23 protein-coding genes are annotated in these 23131 nt (G+C 68.2%); 11 read left to right on the top strand and 12 right to left on the bottom strand.

What is annotated here, in order from left to right:
- Nucleotides 1-12: 12 nt before the first annotated feature.
- Nucleotides 13-573: a cysteine hydrolase family protein gene (locus JWQ81_RS25460; RefSeq protein ID WP_297545275.1), complete on the top strand. Its 561-nt coding sequence runs from the start codon at nucleotides 13-15 to the stop codon at nucleotides 571-573.
- 169 nt (nucleotides 574-742) lie between these two features.
- Nucleotides 743-1963: a threonine--tRNA ligase gene (gene thrS, locus JWQ81_RS25455; RefSeq protein ID WP_297545273.1), complete on the top strand. Its 1221-nt coding sequence runs from the start codon at nucleotides 743-745 to the stop codon at nucleotides 1961-1963.
- 210 nt (nucleotides 1964-2173) lie between these two features.
- Here the strand turns inward: thrS and JWQ81_RS25450 are convergent, their stop codons facing one another.
- From JWQ81_RS25450 to JWQ81_RS25430, 5 genes are all read right to left on the bottom strand, one after another.
- Complete coding sequence (locus JWQ81_RS25450; RefSeq protein WP_297545271.1) at nucleotides 2174-2437, bottom strand: hypothetical protein; 264 nt, start codon at nucleotides 2435-2437, stop codon at nucleotides 2174-2176.
- A gap of 72 nt (nucleotides 2438-2509) precedes the next feature.
- Complete coding sequence (locus JWQ81_RS25445; protein ID WP_297545270.1) at nucleotides 2510-2800, bottom strand: 4a-hydroxytetrahydrobiopterin dehydratase; 291 nt, start codon at nucleotides 2798-2800, stop codon at nucleotides 2510-2512.
- Between the two features lie 98 nt (nucleotides 2801-2898).
- Entirely contained in the window at nucleotides 2899-3768 is an 870-nt protein-coding gene (locus JWQ81_RS25440; RefSeq protein WP_297545268.1) for an ABC transporter permease subunit, read from the bottom strand.
- Nucleotides 3765-4706 (bottom strand): ABC transporter ATP-binding protein, encoded by a 942-nt coding sequence (locus tag JWQ81_RS25435; RefSeq protein ID WP_297545309.1) that lies wholly within the window; start codon nucleotides 4704-4706, stop codon nucleotides 3765-3767. Before JWQ81_RS25435 ends, JWQ81_RS25440 begins: the two co-directional genes overlap by 4 nt.
- Nucleotides 4707-4780: 74 nt before the next feature.
- Complete coding sequence (locus tag JWQ81_RS25430; RefSeq protein ID WP_297545266.1) at nucleotides 4781-5866, bottom strand: sigma-E factor regulatory protein RseB domain-containing protein; 1086 nt, start codon at nucleotides 5864-5866, stop codon at nucleotides 4781-4783.
- Between the two features lie 142 nt (nucleotides 5867-6008).
- Here JWQ81_RS25430 and JWQ81_RS25425 point away from each other — a divergent pair, with 142 nt between their 5' ends.
- Genes JWQ81_RS25425 through JWQ81_RS25415 form a run of 3 tightly spaced genes read left to right on the top strand, consistent with a single transcriptional unit; the run spans nucleotide 6009 to nucleotide 8527 of the window.
- Entirely contained in the window at nucleotides 6009-6746 is a 738-nt protein-coding gene (locus JWQ81_RS25425) for a response regulator transcription factor (protein ID WP_297545264.1), read from the top strand.
- A complete protein-coding gene (locus JWQ81_RS25420; RefSeq protein WP_297545263.1) occupies nucleotides 6743-8077 on the top strand; it encodes an ATP-binding protein in 1335 nt (444 codons plus the stop codon). Before JWQ81_RS25425 ends, JWQ81_RS25420 begins: the two co-directional genes overlap by 4 nt.
- 12 nt (nucleotides 8078-8089) lie before the next feature.
- On the top strand, nucleotides 8090-8527 hold the full coding sequence (locus tag JWQ81_RS25415) for an NUDIX domain-containing protein (protein ID WP_297545261.1): 438 nt from the start codon (nucleotides 8090-8092) through the stop codon (nucleotides 8525-8527).
- Here JWQ81_RS25415 and trpS read toward each other — a convergent pair.
- The gene (trpS, locus tag JWQ81_RS25410; protein ID WP_297545259.1) at nucleotides 8492-9454 is read right to left on the bottom strand and encodes a tryptophan--tRNA ligase; all 963 of its coding nucleotides are present in this window, start codon (nucleotides 9452-9454) and stop codon (nucleotides 8492-8494) included. The two genes, JWQ81_RS25415 and trpS, sit on opposite strands and share 36 nt — an antisense overlap.
- A 362-nt stretch (nucleotides 9455-9816) precedes the next feature.
- Here trpS and JWQ81_RS25405 point away from each other — a divergent pair, with 362 nt between their 5' ends.
- Nucleotides 9817-10116, top strand: coding sequence for a YciI family protein (locus JWQ81_RS25405; protein WP_297545257.1), 300 nt, complete (start codon nucleotides 9817-9819; stop codon nucleotides 10114-10116).
- A gap of 39 nt (nucleotides 10117-10155) precedes the next feature.
- On the opposite strand, the gene JWQ81_RS25400 is transcribed toward JWQ81_RS25405, so the two are convergent.
- A complete protein-coding gene (locus JWQ81_RS25400; protein ID WP_297545255.1) occupies nucleotides 10156-10311 on the bottom strand; it encodes a hypothetical protein in 156 nt (51 codons plus the stop codon).
- A gap of 257 nt (nucleotides 10312-10568) precedes the next feature.
- Here JWQ81_RS25400 and typA point away from each other — a divergent pair, with 257 nt between their 5' ends.
- Both typA and JWQ81_RS25390 read left to right on the top strand, forming a co-directional pair.
- A complete protein-coding gene (gene typA / locus JWQ81_RS25395; RefSeq protein WP_297545308.1) occupies nucleotides 10569-12452 on the top strand; it encodes a translational GTPase TypA in 1884 nt (627 codons plus the stop codon).
- A gap of 260 nt (nucleotides 12453-12712) precedes the next feature.
- Entirely contained in the window at nucleotides 12713-14488 is a 1776-nt protein-coding gene (locus JWQ81_RS25390; protein ID WP_297545253.1) for an ABC transporter family substrate-binding protein, read from the top strand.
- Between the two features lie 183 nt (nucleotides 14489-14671).
- Here JWQ81_RS25390 and JWQ81_RS25385 read toward each other — a convergent pair whose 3' ends face one another.
- The 5 genes from JWQ81_RS25385 to JWQ81_RS25365 form a co-directional block, all read right to left on the bottom strand.
- The gene (locus JWQ81_RS25385; protein WP_297545251.1) at nucleotides 14672-15718 is read right to left on the bottom strand and encodes an oligopeptide/dipeptide ABC transporter ATP-binding protein; all 1047 of its coding nucleotides are present in this window, start codon (nucleotides 15716-15718) and stop codon (nucleotides 14672-14674) included.
- Nucleotides 15715-16803: an ABC transporter ATP-binding protein gene (locus JWQ81_RS25380; protein ID WP_297545249.1), complete on the bottom strand. Its 1089-nt coding sequence runs from the start codon at nucleotides 16801-16803 to the stop codon at nucleotides 15715-15717. Before JWQ81_RS25380 ends, JWQ81_RS25385 begins: the two co-directional genes overlap by 4 nt.
- On the bottom strand, nucleotides 16800-17759 hold the full coding sequence (locus JWQ81_RS25375) for an ABC transporter permease (protein ID WP_297545248.1): 960 nt from the start codon (nucleotides 17757-17759) through the stop codon (nucleotides 16800-16802). The genes JWQ81_RS25380 and JWQ81_RS25375 overlap by 4 nt, the downstream gene beginning before the upstream one ends.
- Entirely contained in the window at nucleotides 17752-18732 is a 981-nt protein-coding gene (locus JWQ81_RS25370; protein ID WP_297545246.1) for an ABC transporter permease, read from the bottom strand. The genes JWQ81_RS25375 and JWQ81_RS25370 overlap by 8 nt, the downstream gene beginning before the upstream one ends.
- Before the next feature lie 148 nt (nucleotides 18733-18880).
- Complete coding sequence (locus tag JWQ81_RS25365; protein ID WP_297545245.1) at nucleotides 18881-20629, bottom strand: ABC transporter family substrate-binding protein; 1749 nt, start codon at nucleotides 20627-20629, stop codon at nucleotides 18881-18883.
- A 381-nt stretch (nucleotides 20630-21010) separates the two neighbouring features.
- Here JWQ81_RS25365 and mshB point away from each other — a divergent pair, with 381 nt between their 5' ends.
- Genes mshB through JWQ81_RS25350 form a run of 3 tightly spaced genes read left to right on the top strand, consistent with a single transcriptional unit; the run spans nucleotide 21011 to nucleotide 23077 of the window.
- Nucleotides 21011-21832 carry an N-acetyl-1-D-myo-inositol-2-amino-2-deoxy-alpha-D-glucopyranoside deacetylase gene (mshB, locus tag JWQ81_RS25360; protein ID WP_297545244.1) on the top strand — a complete coding sequence of 274 codons (822 nt, stop codon included), beginning with the start codon at nucleotides 21011-21013 and terminating at the stop codon, nucleotides 21830-21832.
- The gene (locus JWQ81_RS25355) at nucleotides 21832-22266 is read left to right on the top strand and encodes a hypothetical protein (RefSeq protein ID WP_297545242.1); all 435 of its coding nucleotides are present in this window, start codon (nucleotides 21832-21834) and stop codon (nucleotides 22264-22266) included. The genes mshB and JWQ81_RS25355 overlap by 1 nt, the downstream gene beginning before the upstream one ends.
- Nucleotides 22259-23077 (top strand): hypothetical protein, encoded by an 819-nt coding sequence (locus tag JWQ81_RS25350; RefSeq protein ID WP_297545240.1) that lies wholly within the window; start codon nucleotides 22259-22261, stop codon nucleotides 23075-23077. Before JWQ81_RS25355 ends, JWQ81_RS25350 begins: the two co-directional genes overlap by 8 nt.
- The last annotated feature ends 54 nt before the right edge of the window (nucleotides 23078-23131 follow it).

The raw sequence follows: 23131 nt of genomic DNA, 5'->3' as shown, positions 1-23131 counted from the left end.
CCTGGAGGGACCATGACCACACTTGAGAACCGGCCGAACACCGCGCTCCTCGTCGTCGACGTGCAGAACAGCGTCGTCGACGGGGCGTACCAGCGTGATGAGGTCGTCGCGAACATCGGCGGCCTGGTCGGCACGGCGAGGCGCGAGGGGGTTCCGGTTGTCTGGGTCCAGCACTCCGACGAGGAGCTGGTGAAGGGGAGCGAAGAGTGGCGGATCGTCCCTGAGCTGGTTCCGGGTGACGCCGAGCCGCTCATCGCGAAGAGCTACGGCGACTCCTTCGAGGACACGGACCTTGAGAGCGTGCTGTCGGGTCTCGGTGTCGGACGGCTCGTGGTCGTCGGCGCGGAGACCGATGCGTGCATCCGTTCGACGATCCATGGCGCGTTCGTCAGGGGCTACGACACGACCCTGGTCGGCGATGCGCACACGGCGGGGGACAAGTCGGCGTGGGGTGCGCCGCCGGTGGACCAGGTCATCGCGCACACGAATCTCTACTGGGCCTACCAGTCGGGGCCGGGGCGGAAGGCCGGGACGGTCGAGGCCAAGGACGTCGACTTCCGCGTAACCGAGTAGCCAGCTGAGGTATTCTTCTCGCATGAAGTTCCGTCAGCAGGTCACGACGACGCCGGACACTCTCCGGCGCATCGTTTAGCACCTGCTGACCGAAAGCCCCCGGGAGTCGACTCCCGGGGCTTTGTGCTTTCCGGGGTTCGGCTTCTCCTGCCAGAGAAGTGAGGGTCTCATGGACATCGATCACCGAGCGCTCGGCCGCGAGCTGGAGCTGTTCGCCACCGCCCCCATTGTCGGCGCCGGGCTGCCGCTGTGGTTGCCGGACGGCGCGGTCATCCGCGCCGAGCTCGAGGCGTTGGCCGTCGAGGAGGCCGCGCGGTCAGGTTGCCGCCGGGTGTACACCCCGGTGCTGGCCAAACGCGAGCTGTACGAAAAATCGGGGCACTGGGCCAAGTTCTCCGAGGACATGTTCCCGGAGATGAAGGTCGGCGGCGAGAGTTTCGTGCTCCGGCCTGCGAACTGTCCGCACCACGCTCAGGTTTACGCCGCTCGCGGCCGCAGCTATCGCGAGCTTCCGTTCCGGGTTTCCGAGCTGGGTTCGATGTTCCGCAGCGAGCTTTCGGGGGTGCTCGGCGGGCTCAGCCGGGTGCGGCAGATCAGCCTCGACGATGCGCACGTGTTCTGCGCGCCCGAACAGGTGTCCGGCGAGGTTGTCCTTGCGCTGCGGGCGATCGCGCGGTGTTATGACGTCCTCGGCATCGACGTCGCCTACTACCGGCTTTCGCTGCGAGGCTCCGGCGACAACTACCTCGGGCGCGACGACCAGTGGGTGGACGCCAGCGAACAGCTGCGTGACGCGCTGCGCTCACTCGGCCAGGAGTTCGTCGAGGCGGAAGGCGAAGCGGCCTTCTACGGCCCCAAAATCGACGTCCAGGTCGTCGATTCCCAAGGTCGAGAGGAGACCCTCTCCACCGTGCAGCTCGACTTCAACCAGCCCGAGCGGTTCGACCTCGAATACACCGGGGAAGACGGCGCCAAGCACCGTCCGCTGATGATCCATCGAGGCCTGTTGAGCTCGATGGAACGCATGGTCGCGCTGCTCGTCGAGCGGTACCAGGGCCGGATGCCGCCGTGGCTCGCGCCGATGCAGGTATCGATCCTGCCCGTCGACGCCGGCCACCTGGACGCCGCGGCCGAGCTGCTCGACGTGCTGCTTGCCGAACGGGTACGCGCGCAGATTGTCGATTCCGGCACCCTTGGCAGCCGGATCCGAGCTGTGCGGCACCACCGTGATCCGTACATCGCCGTGCTGGGCGACGCCGAACTACGCGACGGGGTGGTGAATGTGACTGTCCCGGCACACAGTCAACGCGCGCAGCTCAAAGCTGAGCGGTTCGTCGAGAACGTCGTCGCCGACATCCGCCGGCGGGCGCGGGAGCCGTTCAGGCAGTGACGCCGAGCACGATGATCGCGATCAGCGTGATGGCGGGAGCGAGCACCGCCACCCAGGCGCGCTGTGCCGAGGTCAAGGCGGGGGTGGTGCTGTTCATGGCGGGTCCCAACGGGCTAGATCAATGCTTCCGCAGATAACAGCGTTTCGATCTACGCGAGTGTTAGCGGCTGTGTGCGAAGTCACCGTTTCACTACTCTGACCAGGTGAAACTCAGTGCTGATGGCCGCGGTTCCGGGCGGTGAACCAGAGCACCCCGGCCGCTGCGGCCACCATCAGCCCGAAGGCCACCCCGCCGACGATCAGTGCCTGGCCCATACCGTCCGAAGCGACAGCGACACCTCCGCCGCCGGCGCCCCCGCCACCGTGCGTGGTCGGCGTCGTGGCGGCGTTGGCCGGCAAGGCCGCGGCGAGCGCCAGGGTCACCAGCAGACCGAGTACCGCGACGAATCGAGCTGGTGAGATTTTGATCGACATGCTGCGTTCCCTCCCTGGGGTCTACTGGGAGGACGCCTGGGAAGGGCCGACGTGTTGCCGGGGTCGGCGAGATCACATCCCGGCGAGCACGCGGTCGATCCCGGCGGCGAGGTCGAAGTCCTTGCTGGTCAGCCCGCCGGCGGAGTGCGTGCTGAGTCGAAAAACGACCTTCCGCCAGCGGATGTCCATGTCGGGATGATGGTCGGCCGCTTCAGCGATTTCGGCCACCGCGTCCACCGCGGCGATCGCCTGTGGGAACGTCGCCAGCTCGGCGGCGCGCTCGATCAAGTACCCGTCGCGGGTCCACAGCGGGACGGCTTCGAGCGCGGACGCGATCTGCTCATCTGTCAGTAGTTCTGCCATGGCGTCCATGATGGCCCGCCAAGGGAACCCCGTGGGGTCACCCCTGTGGCTTCTAACGCCACAGGGGTGGCCCCGAGGGAACATGCGCAACGCCGGCGTCAGCCGTCTCGGGTGGTGAGGCGGGCGTAGGCGAGGGAGAGCGCGACGACGATGTAGCAGGCAGCGCGCAGGACGCCGTCGAGCAGTTGGCCGGTCGGCATCGGGTCGCGCAGGACGTCGATCAGCGCGGTCTGCCAGTTCTGGTTGAGCAGGAACGGATGCAGCCACGACACCGCCGAAAGCAGGCTGAGGATCTGGAACACGATGTCCCCAGCCAGCACCGAGACGACGACCAGCATCGGGTGTTCGGTGCACGCGGAGATCGCCAGCGCCACCGCGCCGACGGCCCACAGTTGCAGGGTCACCCAGCCCGCGGCGATCGCGATCCGGCCGAGCGCGTCCCCCAGCGAAAGGGTGGTGCCCGACATCGTGATCATCGAGCCGGAGCCGTTGATCACCAGCCCGGTGACTACCGCGGTCACCGCCATCGACACGACGGCCACGAGCGACACCGTGGCCACGCCGAACGCCTTGACCGCAAGCAGTCTGCCCCGGCTGACCGGCGCGATCAGCCAGCCGCGCAGTGTGCCGTGCGAGGTCTCGCCGGCGATCGCGTCCGCGCCGGCCATCGCCGCGGCGAGCGGCAGGAGCAGCGCGAGGGTGATCCCGAGCGCCGCGACCGGCAGCACCAGCGCGTTGCCCACCGCGGAGCTGAACAGCGAGTCTTCGGGGCCGGCGTTCGCGTCAGGACCCGTGGTGACCAGCGTGAGCGCGATCCCGATGACGATCGGGATGAGCGCGAGCAGGCCGAGCACGATCTGGGTCCGCGGCCGCCGGAAGATCCACCGCAGCTCCGCGCGGAAGAGCCGCGGCAGCCCGACCCGATCGTGTCGGATGCCCGGCACGGCAGACATCGTCGCCTGGGTCATGCGGTCACCTCCGGCGTCTCGTCCGATGTGGACGGTTCATCCTGGGTCAGCCTGGCGAAGAGGTCCTCGAGCCCGGTGCGGGCCTTGGTCGCCTCGTAGATCCCGACCCCGCCGCGGACCAGCAGTTCGACCACGGCCGGCGGGGTCGACGTCGTGAGGTCGACGCGCACCCCGTCCGGGATGAGCCTGCTGGCGATCCGGTGCTCTCGCAGCACTTCCACCGCTCGCTCAGCGTCCAAAGTGGACACCAAGAGCGCGGGGCTCCCCGATTCCAGCAGTTCGGCCAGTTCCCCCTGTGCGACAACGGTTCCGTCGTGCAGCACGGCGACATGCGTGCAGGTCGCCTCCACCTCGGCGAGCAGGTGGGAAGACACGAGCACGGTGACGCCGTCGGCGTGCAGCTCGCCGATGATCTTGCGGATCTCCCTGGTACCCGAGGGATCGAGGCCGTTCGTCGGCTCGTCCAGCACGACCATCCGGCGCGGCACCAGCAACGCGCTCGCGAGGCCAAGCCGTTGCTTCATGCCGAGCGAGTACGCGCGATAACGCCGATGCGCGGCGCCGACCAGCCCGACACGCTCCAGCGCGGCCTCGACGGCCTTCGCGATACCCGAGCTGGACAGCCGCGGTTCGGCGGCCGCCATCCGGTACAGGTTCTCGCGGCCGGACAGGAACGGGTGGAAACCCGGCCCCTCGACCAGCGCGCCGACGTCCGGCAGGGCGTGGCCGGCGCCGTCGGGCATACGGTGGCCGAGCAGTTCGACCTCGCCCTCGGTCGGCCGGACCAGGCCGAGCAGCATGCGGATCGTGGTTGTCTTCCCGGACCCGTTGGGCCCGAGCATCCCCAGTACGGCGCCTTCGGGCACGTCCAGGTCGACGTGGTCGACCGCGACCGTGCCCCGGTAGACCTTGCGCAGCCCCCGGGTGCGCGCGGCCATGCCGACGTGCGGCGCGGACGCCTCGGGGAGATCCCCCGAGACGTCCGCGCCGGTCACCGTGCTGGTGGTACTCGTCACTTGGCTGCCAGCGCGTCGAGGAGCACCTGCTCCGGGACGGCACCGGCGGCGAACCTGCCGTCGTCGGTCAGCACGGCGCTGCCGACCTTGGTGGTGATCAGGTGCCCGGTGCCCCAGGTGCCGCTGACCGGCTTGGTGAACTTGTTCAGCAGCGTCATCGGGTCGAACTGCTGAGCGTCCTTGGCTTTGCCCGCCGTCGCTCCGCCGGACAGCAGGTCCGCGGGGACCTTGCCGACGACCACGGTGTCCCAGCCGTCACCGACGATCTTGACGTCCTGCGCGGCCTGCTGCGCCTTGTCAAGGGTCGCAGGGTCCGCCTTGGGCTGCTCCTGTGTCACCTTCGCGCCCTGCGGCGGGGTGAACTGGAACTCCGATGCCGGCTGTGCGGCGAAGTGGACGTCGCTGAACGAGACCTGCAGCGCCGGGGCGGTCGTGCCGTTGGTCAGCACGGCCAGCCGCAGCGGCAGCCGGGTCTCGGAGTCGACCGACACGCGGATCTCGCGCAGCACTGTGCGCTCCGACGGCTTCGGTGTGAGCACGAGCTCGTACGCCGAACGGCCCGCGACCTGCGCGGTGCCTTCGACGGACACCGTGCTGCTCTCGCGGACCTTGCTGAGGAGCTGGGTGGACGCGGTGGCCGGGTCGAGCATCTTGCCCGAGTCGGCGCTGGGCTTGGCACCGTCGGCGGACAACTTCAGCTCGCTGGCGCTGTTGTTCTTGGAGTTGTACGTCCAGACGGTCTTGCCGTCGTTGACGATGGTCTGCTGCGAGGCCCCCTGGTTCATCGAGAGCTTGCTGCGCCCGGTGCCGTCGCTGTACACCTGCGCCGAGGTGAAGTTGAGTGCGCTCGCCCCCGGGATCATGTTCAGGCTCGGCAGGCCGAGGTTGTTGTCCACCGTGACCGTGCCGTCCAGCGCGGGCGTCTTCGCGGTGAGGACCGACTGAACGAGGTTCTCGGCACTGACCTGCGGCAGTGCCGGTGCGGCACCCGCAGTCGCCGGCATCGCGATGACCGCGAGGCCGCCGATCCCCAGCGCGGTTCCCACCACGGCCGCGGTGATCGCTTTCGTCTTCGGTTGCATGCTGTCTCCCTGTGTCCGCGGGCTCCAGTTTGCCCGCCTCCCAGCACTGAGGCTGCCCCGAACAGGCTGAGATACCGCTCAGACTGAGCCTCCCGAGCTGAGATGGCGCTGAGAGTCGCAGCGTGAGCAGCGAAAACCGTGAATGATGAGACGCGTGAAGCCTCGGGTACTGGTGGTCGACGACGAGATGGGCGTGCGGAAGGCCCTGCAGCGCGGCCTGCGCGCGGAGGGCATGGACGTGATCACCGCGGCCGACGGCCCGAGCGCGCTCAGGCTCGGCCAGACGGGTTCGTTCGACGTCCTGCTGCTGGACATCATGCTGCCCGGCCTGTCCGGCTACCGGGTGCTGGAGCAGCTGCGGGCGCAGGGGGTCCGCACGCCGGTGCTGCTGGTGTCGGCGAAGGACGGCGAGGTCGACCAGGCCGACGGACTCGACCTCGGCGCTGACGGATACCTGGTCAAGCCGTTCTCGTTCGTCGTGCTCGTCGCCCAGGTCCGCGCCCTGCTGCGGCGCGCGGCGTCCGACGGCGCGCGCGGGCCGGTGCGGATCGGGCCGCTGGTGGTCGACCGAGCGATCAGGGAAGTGCGCTGGAACGACGAGCAGGTCGCGTTCAGCCCGCGTGAGTTCGCGCTGCTCGAGGTGCTCGTCGGCCGAGCGGGCACGGTGGTCACGAAGGACGAGCTGCTGCGCGCGGTCTGGGGCGACGAGCAAGCCGCCACCCGCAACGTCGTCGAGGTTTACATCGGATACGTGCGGCGCAAGCTCGACGTCGTCGGCGCGGGGGCGCTCGTGCGGACCGTGCGCGGCCACGGCTACCTCGCGTCGGACGCCGATCTCGACGAGGTGCTCGCCCCGGCCGGCACAGGCGTCCAGCGTTGATCCGCGGCCCTTCGTGGTGGCGTCGCCGCTCCCTGCGGTTCCGGATCACCACGATGGCCGCGGCGATCACCTTCATCTGCCTGATCGGCTTGGCCCTGCTCGCGGGCCGCGGGCTGGGACCGCTGCTGACCCATTCGGTCGACAACGACCTGCGCAGCACGCTCGTTTCCGCGTCCGGCTCGGTTGCCGGCGGCGTGCAGCCGAACCCGGTCCCGGGCATCACCATCCGCGTGCTCGACACCGCGGGCGCGCCCGTCGACGGCGGTTCCGCGATCGCCCTCGACCCAGGCGGCGTCCGCGAACTCAAGGCAGGACAACCGGTTTACACCGGCGGCGAAGGGGATTCCCCGCGACTGCACTGGTTTGGTTCGGTCGTCACCGCGCCCGACGGCTCGCAACGGCTGGTCGTCGTCAGCGCCGCGCTGGTCGGTTTCGACGCCGCCGTGCACAGCGGGTCGGTCTGGTTGCTGCTCGCCGCGTCGCTGGGCGCGGTCGGCGCGACGGTCGCGACCTGGCTGGTCGTGCGGTTCGCGCTGCTGCCGGTGGCCAGGATGCGTCGTTCGGTGCGCGCCCTGCCTGCCGGCGAGCGGTTGGCGCTACCGGGTTCGCATGACGAGCTGCGTGAGCTGGCCACCGAATTCAACGCCCTGCTCGCGAGGCAGGAAGAGGTCGCCGAACGGCTTCGCCGGTTCACCGGGGACGCCGCGCACGAGCTGCGGTCGCCGGTCGCGTCGATCCGCGTGCAAGCCGAGGTCGCGGTGACCAACCCGGATCCCGAACTCTCCCAGGAGACCCTCGCCGACATCCTGACCGAGGCCGAAAGGCTGTCCTCGCTGCTCGACGGCCTGCTCACGCTGGCGAGGTCGGACGCGGGGGAGCTGGCGCCCGCCGAACCAGTGGAGCTGGTGAGCGAGGCACGCGCGGCGATCGCGCGGCTGCCCGCCGGCTCGCCCCAAGCGCGCGTCAGCGGTGTCGCCGGTCAGGCCTGGGCCCATGCGGCGCCCGCCGAGGTCGAGCTCGTCCTGAACAACTTGCTGCGCAACGCTTGCCGGTACGCGCGAACCCAGATCGTCGTGTCCGTCCTGACGTCCCGGTCCACCGTGCGCGTCGTGGTCGACGACGACGGCCCCGGGATCGAGCCGGACCACCGTGACCGCGTGTTCGACCGCTTCTACCGCGTCTCGGACGACCGGGCTCGCGCGTCCGGCGGCACCGGCCTCGGCCTGGCGATGGTCGCCGAAGCGGTCCGGCGCCGAGGTGGTGACGTCTTCGTCGGGGAGTCACCCGAAGGCGGCGCCCGCTTCCAGGTGACGTGGCGCTCGGCCGGGTAAGGTCCCGGTCTCGTGAGCAGCCTCGGTAGCAACGGAGTGGTGGTCGGAGCGGCGGTAGTGCGGGACGGGGTCCTGCTCGCGCAGCGGCGCGCGTGGCCGCCGGAGGCCGCGGGGAAGTGGGAGCTGCCCGGCGGGCGCGTCGAGGCGGGAGAGTCCGACGTCGAGGCGCTGCGACGTGAATGCGTCGAGGAGCTGGACGTCGAGATCGCGGTCGGTACGCAGGTGGGTCCGGACGTGGACCTGCCCGGCGGCAAAGTGCTGCGCATCTTCGCCGCCGGGCTGGTCTCCGGTGAGCCGCGGGCGGTCGAGCACTTGGAGCTGCGGTGGCTGACGGCCGCCCAGCTGCCCGACGTCGACTGGCTGCCGGCGGACAGGCTGCTGCTGGGCGACCTCACCGCACTGCTGGACGGCGCTTCAGCAGCCTCCGATCAACCGGAGCGCGGACTGTAGGCGGTGCTCACCGCGCTCGGTCGCCCGGGCCGCGCCCGCCTTGCGGACGCGCGTCAGCTCGGCCGGGTCCTCCAGCAGCGCCGTCGTTTTCTCGCGCAGCGGCCGCAGGGTTTCGACGACGGCGTCGGCCACGGCCTCCTTCAACGCGCCGTAGGTCGCGTGCGCGTCGACGAGGTCCCGCGGATCGGAGTCCGTGCACGCGGCCAGGATGTCCAGCAAGTTCGCCAGCCCCGGCCTCGTCTCCGGTTCGTACGCGATCACCGAGTCGCCGTCGGTCACCGCTCGCCGGATCTTGCGCCGCACGAGGTCCGGCTCGTCGAGGAGGAACACCACACCGGCCGCGTCGCGGGTGGACTTCGACATTTTCCGGGTCGGGTCGGACAGATCGCGGACGCGCGCCCCGGTGACCGGCGTGACGGCCTTCGGCACGGTGAACACGTCGCCATAGGTGCTGTTGAACCGGCGCGCCAGCGTCCGCGCGAGTTCGACGTGCTGCCGCTGGTCCTCGCCGACGGGCACCTCCGCGGCCCCCTGCAGCAGGATGTCGGCGACCATCAGCACCGGATAGGTCAGCAGGGACAGCCGGACGCCGGTCTGCCCGTCGGCCTTCTCCTTGAACTGGATCATCCTGGCCGCTTCGCCGTAGCTGCAGGTGCATTCCAGGATCCAGGTGAGCGCGCCCAGCTCCTTGGCCAGGTCGGACTGCACGCAGACGGTTTCCTCCGGGATGCCCGCCGCGATGAGGATGGCGAGCTGTTCGGTCGCCAGCGAGCGCAGTTTCGCCGGGTTGTGCGTGGTCGTCATCGCGTGCAGGTCGGAAATGAAGTACATGTCCCCGGACCCGCCCTCGGCGGCCCAGGTGCGGATGGCGCCGAGGTAGTTGCCGAGCTGGACATGGCCGGACGGAGTGATCCCGGAGAGCTTCATGAGCTACGTCTTCCCCTTGGTGGTTTCGGCTGTGTTTCGGCGCCCGGAGGGACCGGCCAGGGGGAACAAAAAAGGCCGCCCGATCGGGCGGCCTGGTTGTCAGTGCGTTTCACGCATGCTGAAGGCGACCGCCGGAGGACGGCCACCACTGGGCGATGCGGAACTGCATGGCAACCATTCTAACGGACTCCGCAAGCGCTGGGCGTCAGTAAGTCGTAGGTCATCAGAAAGTAAAGCAGGGCAACGAAAAGGTCATGCCGAACTGGATCCGTTCACCTTATCGGGCGGCTGGGCGTCAATAGTCTGCAACGACACATGCCGAGATGGGTGCCCCGGGGGCGGGACGGGGCTACCGTCATGCTATGTACGTTGTGCTGCTGAATTACACCGCACCCATCGAAGAGGTCGACTACTTGCTGCCTGACCACGCCGATTGGCTGGCCAAGCAGTACGAGAACGGCCATTTCCTGGCCTCCGGGAGACGAAATCCGAGGATCGGGGGCGTGATCATCACCAGGCCCATGCTGCGCGGGAAACTGGACGCGATCCTGGCCAGCGATCCGTTCTCGGTCCACCACCTCGCGAAATACGAGGTGATCGAGTTCTCGCCCACCAAAACCGCTCCGGAGCTCCGGCTCGTCAACGAAGCGGTCCTGCGCTAGTCCGTCAAGCCCTGCTAGTTCTGTCGAGCACTGAGTCCATCAAGCGGCTTGGAGCGCCCGGGCCTTCTTCAAGGCGAGGACCGGGCACTTCTTGCAACGGGACTTCGACCGGCAGCACTTCTTCTTGACCTTGCCGGCTTTCATGAGCCTGCGGACGGTGGCCCTCGGCTCCTCGCCCGCGTGCTTCTTGCCCACTTGAATGCTCCGTTGCTTCACCGAGACCGTGTCCTCAGATTAGGTGAGGCTAACCGATCTTGGGGCGTGGCAGTGCTCACAGTTCGGCTACGGGTATCCTGATGAAGTCCGCGTGTGGCCAAAGTTGGCCGCTGGATGCGCGCAGAGCGCCGCGGCGACCACACCAAGACCTTGAGTTCAGGAGCTTATCCGTGCCCGCAGCCAGTGTCACTGCCGCGAAGAAAGGCCTGTCTGAGCCCGGTAAGACCCGGCCTGACATGCGCAACGTCGCCATCGTCGCACACGTCGACCATGGCAAGACCACCCTGGTCGACGCCATGCTCCGCCAGTCGGGTGCGTTCGCCGAGCGGGCCGAAGTGGTCGACCGCGTGATGGACTCCGGTGAGCTCGAGCGCGAAAAGGGCATCACCATCCTCGCGAAGAACACCTCGATCCACCGGGAGACCCCCGAGGGCCGCGTGACGATCAACGTCATCGACACCCCGGGTCACGCCGACTTCGGTGGTGAGGTCGAGCGCGGCCTGGCCATGGTCGACGGCGTCGTCCTGCTGGTCGACGCGAGTGAGGGCCCGCTCCCGCAGACCCGCTTCGTGCTGCGCAAGACCCTCGAGGCCGGCCACCCGGTCATCCTCGTGGTCAACAAGACCGACCGTCCCGACGCCCGGATCTCCGAGGTCGTCGAAGAGACCCACGACCTGCTGCTCGAGCTCGCGAGCGACATCGAGGACGCCGATCACGACACCATCGACGCGATCCTCGACCTCCCGGTCGTCTACGCCTCGGCGCGGGCCGGCAAGGCCAGCCTGGAGCAGCCCGCCGACGGCACCATCCCGGACAGCGAGAACCTGGACCCGCTGTTCGACACCCTGATGCGCCACGTGCCGCCGCCCTTCGCGGACAAGGAAGGCCCGCTGCGCGCGTTGGTCACCAACCTCGACGCGTCGAACTTCCTCGGCCGCATCGCGCTGATCCGCATCCACTCGGGCTCGCTGCGCAAGGGCCAGAACGTGGCCTGGATGCGTGAGGACGGCTCCACGCAGACCGTCAAGATCTCCGAGCTGCTGATCACCGAGGCGCTCACCCGCGTTCCGGCGCTCGAGGCCAGCGCGGGCGAGCTCGTCGCCATCGCCGGCATCCCGGACATCACCATCGGTGACACCCTCGCCGACCTGGACAACCCCGAGGCACTGCCGCGGATCTCCGTCGACGAGCCCGCGATCTCGATGACCATCGGGGTCAACACCTCGCCGCTGGCCGGCCGCAACGGCGGCGACAAGGTCACCGCGCGGCTGGTCAAGGCCCGCCTGGACCAGGAGCTGATCGGTAACGTCAGCATCAAGGTCCTGCCGACCGAGCGTCCCGACACCTACGAGGTGCAGGGCCGTGGCGAGCTGGCGCTGGCCATCCTGGTCGAGCAGATGCGCCGCGAGGGCTTCGAGCTGACCGTGGGCAAGCCCCAGGTGGTCACCAAGACCATCGACGGCAAGCTGCACGAGCCGTTCGAGCGCCTGTCCATCGACTCGCCCGAGGAGCACCTCGGTGCGATCACGCAGCTGCTGGCGGCTCGTAAGGGCCGCATGGAGCACATGGCCGGGCACGGCTCCGGCCGGATCAAGCTCGACTACGTGCTCCCGGCCCGCGGCCTGATCGGCTTCCGCACCGACTTCCTCACCGAGACGCGCGGCACCGGCATCGCCAACCACGTGTTCGAGGGCTACTTCCCGTGGGCGGGCGAGATCCGCACCCGCCACTCGGGCTCCTTGGTCGCCGACCGGTCCGGCCCGATCACCGCGTACGCGATGATCCAGCTCGCCGACCGCGGCACGTTCTTCGTCGAGCCCGGTGCGGAGGTGTACGAGGGCATGGTCGTGGGTGAGAACCCGCGGTTCGAGGACCTCGACATCAACATCACCAAGGAGAAGAAGCTCACCAACATGCGGCAGTCCTCCGCCGACGTGATGGAGACCCTCGCCCGGCCGCGCAAGATGGGCCTGGAAGAGGCGCTGGAATTCTGCTCCGTCGACGAGTGCGTCGAGGTCGCCCCCGACGTCGTCCGGGTCCGCAAGGTCACCCTGGACTTCAGCACGCGCGCCAAGGAGCGCTCACGCAACAAGAGCCGCAACGACGGCGCGAACAGCTAAGCATCCCGATTGGCCGTGAAGGCCACCTTCACCGCGTAAATCGCGCTGAAGGTGGCCTTCACGGCTTTTTGGGGACTCCTGGAACGGAACCGAGACCTGCTCTCAGACGTCCGCCATAGAGCGGTACCCCAGCCGGTAGCCAGGTCTCACACCCTGTCTGGCAATCTCGGTGTCGTGCCGGTCGCCGTCGTGGCAGCATGACGGCTCAGTCGGATCTGGAGGGATTCCACGTGCGGGCTAGTGGCAGGGCAGCGGGACCCATGCTCGTGCTCGTGGCCGTCCTGATCGCGGCCTGCAGCAACACCCCGCCGCCACCGGTGGTGACCTCGCCCGCCGCGTCCACCAGCGTGGTTCCGCCGCCGAAGACGCCGTCGCAGATCGTCGTCGGGGTGGATGACATCGTCGGCGGCTACAACCCGCACAACCTCGCCGACGCGTCCACGGTCACCACTGCGCTCGCGCAGCTGCTGCTGCCGTCGGTGTTCCGGGAGAACAACGACGGCACACCGACCCTCGACACCAATCTGATGGTGAGCGCGTCGATCACGTCCGAGCAGCCGTTCTCCGTCGCCTATGAGATCCGCCAGGACGCGTCGTGGTCGGACGGCGCGCCGATCGCCGCCGAGGACTTCATCTACCTCGCGAACGCGATGAAGGACAACCCCGGAGTCGTCGAGCCCGCCGGGTACCGGCTGATCTCCGACATCCAGTCGCGCCAAGGCGGCAAGCGCGTCGAGGTCACCTTCTCCAAGCCGTATCCGGGCTGGCAAACGTTGTTCTCCGATCTGCTGCCCGTGCACCTGCTCAAGGACGCCCCCGGGGGCTGGAATTCGGCGCTGGCGAGCAGTTTCCCCGCCTACGGCGGCCCGTTCTCGATCCAGACCATCGACACGGCCCGTGGCGAGATCCTCCTGGAGCGCAACGAGCGCTACTGGGTCCCGGAAAAGACCGCCGCGGTCGACAGACTGATCCTGCGCCGGACCGATCGGCAGAGCCTCGGTACGGCGCTGAGCAGCGGAAACGACCAGTTCGTGATGGCGCGGACCGACGCCACTGGGCTCCAGCAGCTCGCCGCGCTGGGCAAGGCCGTCCAGCTGCACACCGTGCCTCGCCCCTTCGACGCCGACGTCCTGCTGCGACCGGCCGGCGGGGTACTGGCCGACACCCAGGTCCGGGGCGCGGTGGCCGCGCTGCTGGACCGGAACAAGCTGATCACCGTCGGGGTGGCCGGCGGGCCTTCGTCGACGCTGCACGCCGACGCGCAGGTCCTGCCGCCGTCGGCCAAGGGCTACGCGGCGACGATCCCGGCGGGTCCGCCGTCCTCGCCTGATCCCGCCAAGGCCGAGACGCTGCTCAAGGCCGCGGGGTACACCAAGACCGCGGGCACCTGGCGCAAGGCGGGCAAGCCGCTGACGCTCGTTGTCGCCTCGCCGGGTCAGCAGGAGCCGTACGCGTCGATCGCCAAGGAACTGACGACCGAGCTGATCGCGGCCGGGGTCACCGTCACCGCGGTGACCCCGCAGCCGCGCGACCTGTTCACCTCGCTGCTCGCGATCCCGGTCGTCCCCGGCCAGACGCAAACCGCCACCGACCCCAACGGCAGCGTCGGAGCGGACATCGCGGTCGTGCCGCAGCCGGTGGACGGCGACCCGGCGACGATCCTCGCATCGACCTTCGGCTGCCGCCCGGACCAGGCAGGCGCCGACAAGACGAAGCCGGTCGTCCCGTCCAACTCGGCGGCCCTGTGCGACACGTCGCTGCAGCCGACCATCGACTCGGCGATGACCGGGTCGACGTCGATGTCCGACGCGCTGTCGACGCTCGAACCCGCGCTGTGGAAGCAGAACGTCGTCATCCCGCTGTTCCAGCTGGCCGACACGCTCGCCATCGGCTCGGGCATCGCCGGCCTGACCCCGGGCCCGCCGATGGTAGGCCCCTTCGGCGGCGCCGCCACCTGGACGCGCACCCCCACCCCGCCGACGTCGTCGAGCGCTACCGCCACCCCGACGACCACCCCCACGCCCCCGTCCTCCTGAGGGCGCTAAGGACCGCAACTCGACGGCGAGTTGCGATCTCTTAGAAACTAAGACACCCCACAAAAGCGCCAAAGTGGGATGCCCTGGGGTTGGGGGCGGGGCCGGGCCGGAAAGCGCTCAAGGCCACTTTAGGTGCGTTGAACGCACGTAAAGTGGCCTTGAGGGGGCTTGCGAAGCTGGGGGTCAGATCAGCTGGAGTACCTCGGCGAAGTGGCAGGCCGAGGGGTGGCCCTGGCCGTGGTCGATGAGCAAGGGCTCCTCGTCGGTGCACTTCGTGCGCTGGGCGTCCGTGAGCTCGTTCGCGAACTTCGGGCACCGGGTGCGGAAGCGGCACCCGCTCGGCGGGTTGGCCGGGCTGGGCACGTCACCGGTGATGATGATCCGCTCCCGGCTGCGTTCCTTGTGCGGGTCCGGGATCGGGATCGCCGAGATCAGCGCCTGCGTGTACGGGTGCGCCGGCTTCAGGAACAGGTCCTCGGCCGCGGCCGTCTCGACGATCTTGCCCAGGTACATCACGGCGATCCGGTCGGCCACGTGCCGGACGACCGAGAGGTCGTGCGACACGAACAGGTACGACAGCCCGAACTCTTCCTGCAGGTCCTTCAGCAGGTTGAGCACGCCGGCCTGGATCGACACGTCCAGCGCGGACACTGGCTCGTCCAGCACCAGCAGGTGGGGACGCAGTGCGAGCGCGCGGGCGATGCCGATGCGCTGGCGCTGGCCGCCCGAGAACTCGTGCGGGTACCGGTTGCCGTGCTCCGGGCGGAGGCCGACGGTCTTCATCAGGTCGCGGACCTGCTGCTTTCCGCCGTCCTTGTAGAGCCCGTGGATACGCAGCGGCTCCGCGATGATCTCGTTGACCGGGAACCGCGGGTCCAGCGACGCGTACGGATCCTGGAACACGATCTGCATGCTCCGGCGCAGCTTCTGGATGTCCCGACCGGACAGTGAACTGAGCTTCGCACCGTCGTAGCTGATCTCACCGGAGGTCAGCGGCTGCAGCGCGAGGGCGATTCGCGCTGTCGTGGACTTCCCGCAGCCCGACTCGCCGACCAGCGCCAGCGTCTCGTGCGAGTAGATGTCGAACGACACGCCCGACACCGCCTGCACCGCGCCGGCGTTGCGCCGCAGCACTCCGCCGCCGCGGATCGGGAAATGCTTGACCAGGTCGCGTGCGGACAGGACGGGGATCTGCCCGGTCCGGTCCGGGGCGACGGAAGCTTCGGTCATGAGTTCGTCTCCCCGTTGTTCGCGTCGGCCACTGGGAGCGCGGCGTCGACCGAGGTTGGGCGGAACAGGTCGCTCGGGTCCTTACCGGCCACCTGATCACTGAAATGGCACGCGGCGAGGTGCGCCGCGCTCGGCCCCGGCTGCAGGACCGGTTCTTCCTGCTCGCAGATGTCCGTGGACATCGGGCAGCGCGGGCTGAACGGGCAGCCGGGCGGCATGTTCAGCGTCGACGGGGGTGACCCGGCGATCGGCGTGAGCCGCTCGGTCCTGATGTCCAGCCGTGGCAGGCTGCCCAGCAGTCCCAGGGTGTACGGCATCCGCGGCGTGTAGAAGATCTCGTCGACGGTGCCTGCCTCGACAGTCTTGCCCGCGTACATCACCTGCACCCGGTCAGCCTGGCCGGCGATGACGCCGAGGTCGTGGGTGATCAGCACCATCGCGGCGCCGGTCTCCTTCTGCGCGGCTTTGAGCGCTTCGAGGACCTGGGCCTGCACGGTGACGTCGAGCGCGGTGGTCGGCTCGTCGGCGATGATCACGTCCGGGTTGTTCGCCATCGCGATCGCGACCACCACGCGCTGGCGCATACCGCCCGAGAGCTGGTGCGGGAACTCGTTCGCGCGCTGTTTCGGGTTCGGGATGCGGACCAGGTCGAGCAGCTCGACGGCCTGCTTGAGCGCCACTTCCTTCTTCAGGTCGTGGTGGGCGGTGATGGCCTCGGCGATCTGGTAGCCGATCGAGTACACCGGGTTGAGCGAGGTCATCGGGTCCTGGAACACCATCGAGATGCCCTTGCCGCGGATCTCGTTCATCTGCTTGTCGTTCAGCTTCAGCAGGTCCTTGCCGCCGAAGCGGATCGACCCGGTGATCGTGGCCGTCTTGGGCAGCAGGCCCATCACGGCCATCGAGGTCACCGACTTGCCGGAGCCGGACTCGCCCACGATGCCGAGTACTTCACCGCGGCGGAGGTCGTAGGACACCCCGCGCACGGCCTTGACCGGGCCGTCGCCGGTGGCGAACTGGACTGTCAGGTCGTCCACCGAGAGAACGGGATCGCCGTTTCCGCCGATGGGATCGATGGGGGTCATGCGCGCACCTTCGTCTGCTGAGGGTCGAACGCGTCCCGCAGTCCGTCCCCGATGAAGTTGATCGTCAGCGCGATCAGAATGATGAACAGACCGGGGAAGTAGAACAGCCACGGCCGGGTGTCGATCGCTGTCTGGCCGTTGCTGACGAGCAGGCCGAGCGAGGTGTCGGGCGGCTGCACACCGAAACCGAGGAACGACAGCGCGGTCTCCAGCAGGATCGAGATCGACACCAGGATGGTGAGGTTGACGATCACCGAACCGAGCGCGTTGGGCACCAGGTGCCGGAAGATGATCCGGCTGTCGCTCGCCCCGAGCGCCTTGGACGCCTCGACGAACTCCTTCTCCCGCAAGGAAAGCACCACGCCTCGGGAGACACGGGAAACGTACGCCCAGTACAGCCCGGCGATGACCAGCGCGATCAGCAGCCAGCTACCACCGGAGTTGTGGCCGAGGACGGCCGCGACGGCGAGCAGCGGCAGCGTCAGCACCAGGTCGGCGATGCGCATCAGGACGGTGTCGATCCAGCCGCGGTAGTACCCGGCCACCGCACCCCAGACCGTGCCGATGACGGTGGCGAACACCGCGACGAGGACCGAGATCTGCAGGGAGATCTGCGTTCCCCGCATGACCTGGGCGAGCGAGTCCTTGCCGACCGAGTCGGTGCCGAACGGGTGGTTCAGCGACGGCGACTGCGAGTTGTCCGGGGTGATGTCGTCGACGTTGTACTTCCACACCCATGCGCCGACGTAGGCGAACAGCACGATGATGACCAGCACGACGATGCTGACCATGGCGAGCCGGTGCTGCAGGAAGCCACGCACGACGAGCTGGAACTGGCTGCGTTCCTTGACCGTGAACTCGCGCTCGGCCGGCAGTTCGGTGATTTCGGCGGGGTCGGTCACCTGGAGCCGGGAGTCCGCACCGGTGGGCAGGTCGGTCTTGTTGTCATCAGGCATAACGGATCCTCGGGTCGAGCACGCCGTAGAGCAGGTCGGCTATGAGGTTGAACAGGATTACGAAGGTGGCCGCGACGAGGAGCCAGCCCTCGACCGCGTACACGTCGCTTTGCGAGATGCCATCCAGCAGGAACGTACCGGCGCCCTGCCATTGGAAGACTCGCTCGGTCACGACGGCGCCACCCAGGATTGCGCCGAGGTCAAGCGCGGTGACGGTGGTCAGCGGGATCAGCGCGTTGCGCAGCGCGTGCCTGCGCATCACCGTCCACCTCGGCAGGCCCTTCGCTCTGGCCAGCCGGACGTAGTCGCTGTTGAGCACTTCGAGCATCGACGCGCGCTGGAAACGACTCCAGGCGGCGTAGGTCGTCAGTGCCAGCGAGATGGTCGGCAGGATCAGATGGCCCAGGATGTCGGTGAAGGTCGCCCAGGCACCGCCGCTGACATACGTCGAGCTGGAGCCGATCGTGTAGAAGATCTGGTTCCCGACGGCGGTGTTGATCTGGATGCCCAGCTGCTTGAGCAGGATCGCGAACCAGAAGGCCGGCATCGACAGGAACAGGAAGCCGAAGAAGGTCGCCGTGTAGTCGAACTTCGAGTACTGGCGGGCGGCGCTGATGACGCCGACGATGATCGCCAGGATCAGGGCGATCAGCATGGCGAGCACGATCAGCCGCAGGGTCACGCCGAATCTGGTGACCAGCTGCGAGCCGATGTTCATGTTGGCCTGGACGGACGGACCGAAGTCCCCGTGCAGGACGCCGGTGATCCAGTGCCAGTAGCGCTCGAGGATCGGCTGGTCGAGATGCAGCCGGACGCGCTCGAGCTCGATGGTGGCCGGAGGTGGTGGTGGGTTGCGTGCCAGGAGGTCTTTGAGGGGGTCGGCCGACAGCGAGACCATCACGAACACGACGAACGTGGAAGCAATCAGGATCGGCACCGACACGAAGAGCCGGCGCAGTGCGAAGGCAAGCATGGAGGTCTTCCTGCTCTGGGCGGTGTTCTGCCGGCGCAGCCGCTTATGACGTCAGCACCGGCGGCGTACGGGGCATGGACGGGCGGTGGGGAGCCCGTCGCCAAGACGGGCTCCCCACCGGAATTCGTGAAACCTACCGGGAGAGCTGTCAGCCCTTGCGGAGCCCCCACTGAGCCATGTTGTACACCGGAGCGTCCAGGGTGGAGTTGTTCCGGATGTTGGCCACCTTGTCCGACGAAGCGATGAATGTCGGCTTCTGGTAGAGCGGCAGCACGTACGCGTCCTGGGACATCAGCGCGTCCGACTGGTTGAGCAGGTCAGCGGCCTTGGCCTGGTCGGGCTCCGAGGCTGCCTGGGCGATCAGCTTGTCGACCTCGGGGTTGCTGTACTTGCCGTAGTTGCTGCCCTGACCGGTGCCCCAGAGCGGAGCGGCACCGGCGAACGGGTACGGCGAGGCGACCCAGGCGAACACGATGACGTCGTAGTCGCCGGTGGTCGTGGTGTTGCCGAGGTCGTCGGTCGGGGTGATGGTGACCGTGACACCGAGCGCTTTGGCCGTCTGCTGGAAGAGCTCACACTCGCTCTGCCGGATAGCGTTGCCCGTGGTGTAGCGGATACGCAGCGACGGGACCGCCTTGCCGGACTTGTCGACCAGCTTCGTGCCGATGCCGGTGTAGCCGGCCGCGGTCAGGTCGGCCTTGGCCTTGGCGAGGTCGCCACTGCCCTGGCCGGTCGCGGAAACCACGTCCTTGTAGCCGGACTGCTGAGGCACGAAGTTGTGGTTGTTCAGCGGCGTGATCTTGTCGGTGAACTGGCCGACGGTCTTGGCGATCATGGCCTTGCGGTCGACCGCGGTGAACAGGGCCGAGCGCAGCGCCTTGTCGCCCAGTGCCGGGCTCTTCAGGTTGAAGTCGAAGTGCTCCCAGGTCAGGCCGGTGCCGATGTAGGACGACACGTTCGGCAGGTTCTTGACCTGGTTGACCAGGTCGACCTGCGGCTGCGGGTAGATGACCTGGACTTCGTTGTTCTGCAGCGCGGTCGGCTCCTGCGTCGCGTCGGTGATGACGCGGAAGATGACGCGGCCCAGGTTCGGCTTGGTGCCCCAGTAAGTGGGGTTCGGGACCTCGGTCACGGACTGCTTGTCGACGAAGTTGTCGATCTTCCACGGACCACCGGACCAGGTGGGGACCGTCTTGCCGAACCAGTCGAACGACGAGGCGAGGCCTGCCGGCGTGTTGATGTCACCGTGCTGGGCGGCAAGGTGGGCGGGGTACATGGCCCCGTTCGAGCTCCACAGCTGCTTCCAGTCGGTGAAGGCCTTGTCGAACACGACCGTGACCGTCTTGCCGCCGTCGGAGCCGACGACGGACTTGATCTGGTCGTAGCCCGCGGTGCCGGCCACTGCGCAGGCCGGGCAGTCCTTGTTGTCCTGGGTCTTCCAGTTGTAGATGAAGTCGTCCGCGCTGAGCGGGGTGCCGTCGGACCAGGAGGCCTTCGGGTTGATCTTGTAGACGATCGTCTGCGGGCTGGTGCTGGTGACGTCGGCCGACTCGACGAAGTCCTTGTTCAGGGCAGGATTGAAGTCCGGCTGGGTGTAGAAGGTGTACGGCAGGATGCCCTTGGTGACCATCCCGGTCTCGAACACGTTCCCGTCGGCGGAGATGACGTTCCAGTTGGGGATGTTCTTCTCGATGGCGTACGTGACGTCGCCACCGGCCTGGATCTGGTCGGCCGTGGCCGAGTTGCAGGTGTTCGGGCTCTTGTCGCAGTCCGCGAATGCCTGTCCGGTCTGCACCGAGCTGCCGGCACTGCCACCGCTACAAGCCGCCAGTGCCAGTGCGGCCACCGCGACAAACGTGCCCACTTTGGCGGCACGCCTCTTTGTCGTCCTTAACATCAACTCTCCTTGCTCGACGCCTTCGTGGGTTTCGAGGCGGCCTCATCCTGCGATTGCGAACTGTCGATGTGATCGAGTTTGCTCACCGTAGTCACACAACGTAGGCAGGGGAACTGTGGCGCTGGACACTCTGAGTGAGATCGTGATGGAACGGTGACCTCGTGTTACCACCCTCCCGGGTGATGGATGCCCTGTGACTTAGCAACAGAAAGTAGTCACTAAGACACGGTGCACGAGTACGCCCAGTTGGGTATCCCCTGCTCCGGCGCGATGCCTGGCTCGGGGGAGACTAACCGACTCATTCCCCTTTGCGGACCCCACGAAAGGACTAGTCATGGAGCCGTGACAATCGCGCCGCAAGGTGGGAATTAACCTGATCCCGTGATCCAAAGGTTATTGCTCGTCCACGCCCATCCTGACGACGAGAGCATCACGACCGGCGGCACCATCGCCCGCTACGCCGCCGAGGGGGTCGAAGTCACCCTGGTGACCTGCACACTCGGCGAAGAGGGGGAGATCATTCCGCCCGGTCTCGAGCAGCTGGGTTCGTGGGCTGCCGACCAGCTCGGCGGCTACCGCTTCGGCGAGCTTTCGCTGGCCTGCGCCGCGCTCGGGCTCGGTGCACATCGTTATCTCGGCGGAGCCGGCCGCTGGCGGGATTCGGGCATGGCCGGGACGGCGGCGGCTGCACATGCACGTGCATTCGCTGGCGGCACGGTGGCCGGCCAGACCGCCCAGCTGACCGCGATCCTCGACGAAGTCCGGCCCCAAGTGGTCATTACCTATGACGCGTTCGGGGGATACGGCCATCCGGACCACATTCGCGCCCACGAGATCACCATGGCGGCGGCGCCCGCGGCGGAGTCCGTCGCGCGCGTGTTTCACGTCGTGAGTTCGGAGAGGGCGACTTCGCAGGGCCTTGCCGCGCTGCGGGAGCGGCCCGATTTCGGCTTCCGGGTCGCCGACGAGGGCGAGCTGCCGGTCACCCCCGACGACCGCATCACCACGCGAGTCGACGTCAGCGCCTACCTCGCGGCCAAGCGGACGGCGCTGCGGGCACATCGGACCCAGGTGAACGTGCCCGCCGACGACTGCTTCACGCTGTCCAACGACATCGCCCAGCCGATTCCGCCGTACGAGTACTTCGTGCTGGCGCACGGCGAACCAGACGGCGCCGGCACGGACCTGTTCGGAGGGCTCTAATGCCGTTACGACCTTCCCAGCGGTGGCTGTTCGGCCTGCTGGTACTCGACGCCGTCGTCCTCGCACTGCTGGAGCAGTTCTTCCTGCCGCTACGGTTCGATGGCACGGCCTTGCCCGAGTTCGGCGGCGACTTCCCGTTCCCGGTGACGATCCTGGTCGCGGTCGTCACCACGCCGCTGCTGGTGACCACGACGGCGAAGCTCGTCCGGCCGGGCCTGTCCTGGATACCGCTGCTGGTCTGGGTCGTCGTGCTGCTGGTGGTCGGGGTGGCCGGCCCCGGCGGGGACGTCGTGCTCATCCAGGACTGGCGGACCCTGCTGCTGCTCGGCGGGGGAGCCCTCCCCGGGGCGATGATGCTCGGCGGCAGCATTGGCGCTGCCACGAAGCAAGCCGCCGCCAAGCAGCCCACCGCAGGGGGACAGCCACGTGGCTGACGCCATCTCCGACCGTCAGGTCGTCGCCGTGCTCCGGCCGTTCGTGCGCGGCTGCGGGCCGATGCTGGACGCCCTGCGCGAGTCGGACCCGTTCGGCCTTCGCGCCCGCGCCGCGACCGGTTCCGACGACGAGCTCGCTGCCGTCGAAACAGGCCTGCGAGAGAAGCTGCTGAACGGGCTCACGTCGGTCAAGGTGCCGGGGACGGCCGCCTGGGCCGCGATGGACGTCGAACAGCGGACCGACTGGTGGGTGAACCGCGTGGGCCGCTTCACCGCGTTGCTGACGTCCATTCCCGGTCTCGGCGGCGCGCTCGCGGACAGGCTGCCGGTGCAGGACACGCTCGGCGCGGCTTCGCAGGGGCTGCTCCTGTGCGCGATCGCCGGCGAGCGCGGCGTGGTCGAGGTGACCGACCGGGTGCGGCTCATCGCCTGGGTGCTGTTCGATCGGGACATCGACCCGGCTGTCGCTGCCGGTGCGCACGAACTGTCCGAGAAGGACACTGGGGAGGACACGGGGGAGGACGCTGAGAACGCCGAGACGGCACGACTCACCGAGGAACTCGCCGAGTCGGAGAAGAAGCACGGCAAGATCACGCTCAAGGCGTCAGTGGGCACGTTGTGGCGGCTCGGCAGGTCGCTCCTCGGGATCGTCGAGGAGTTGGAAAAGCGCCCGCGCGGCCGGTTTTACCACCGGATCCTGGGCATGCTGCCGGTGGTCGGCATGGCAGGCGACTACTTCGGCGAGCGGTCCGGGCTGAAAAAAGTGGCCAAACGGGCCCGGAAGTGGACCGCGTCTCCGGCCGGCCGCTGACCCTCGATCGCTTGCGGTGGAACGGTGTTCAACGCGCGTCAGTGGCGCCGGCCG

This window comes from Amycolatopsis sp., assembly GCF_025464955.1.
Lineage (GTDB): Bacteria > Actinomycetota > Actinomycetes > Mycobacteriales > Pseudonocardiaceae > Amycolatopsis.
Note: the sequence above shows the minus strand (reverse complement) of the source record. Positions and strands in the feature narration are given on the sequence as shown.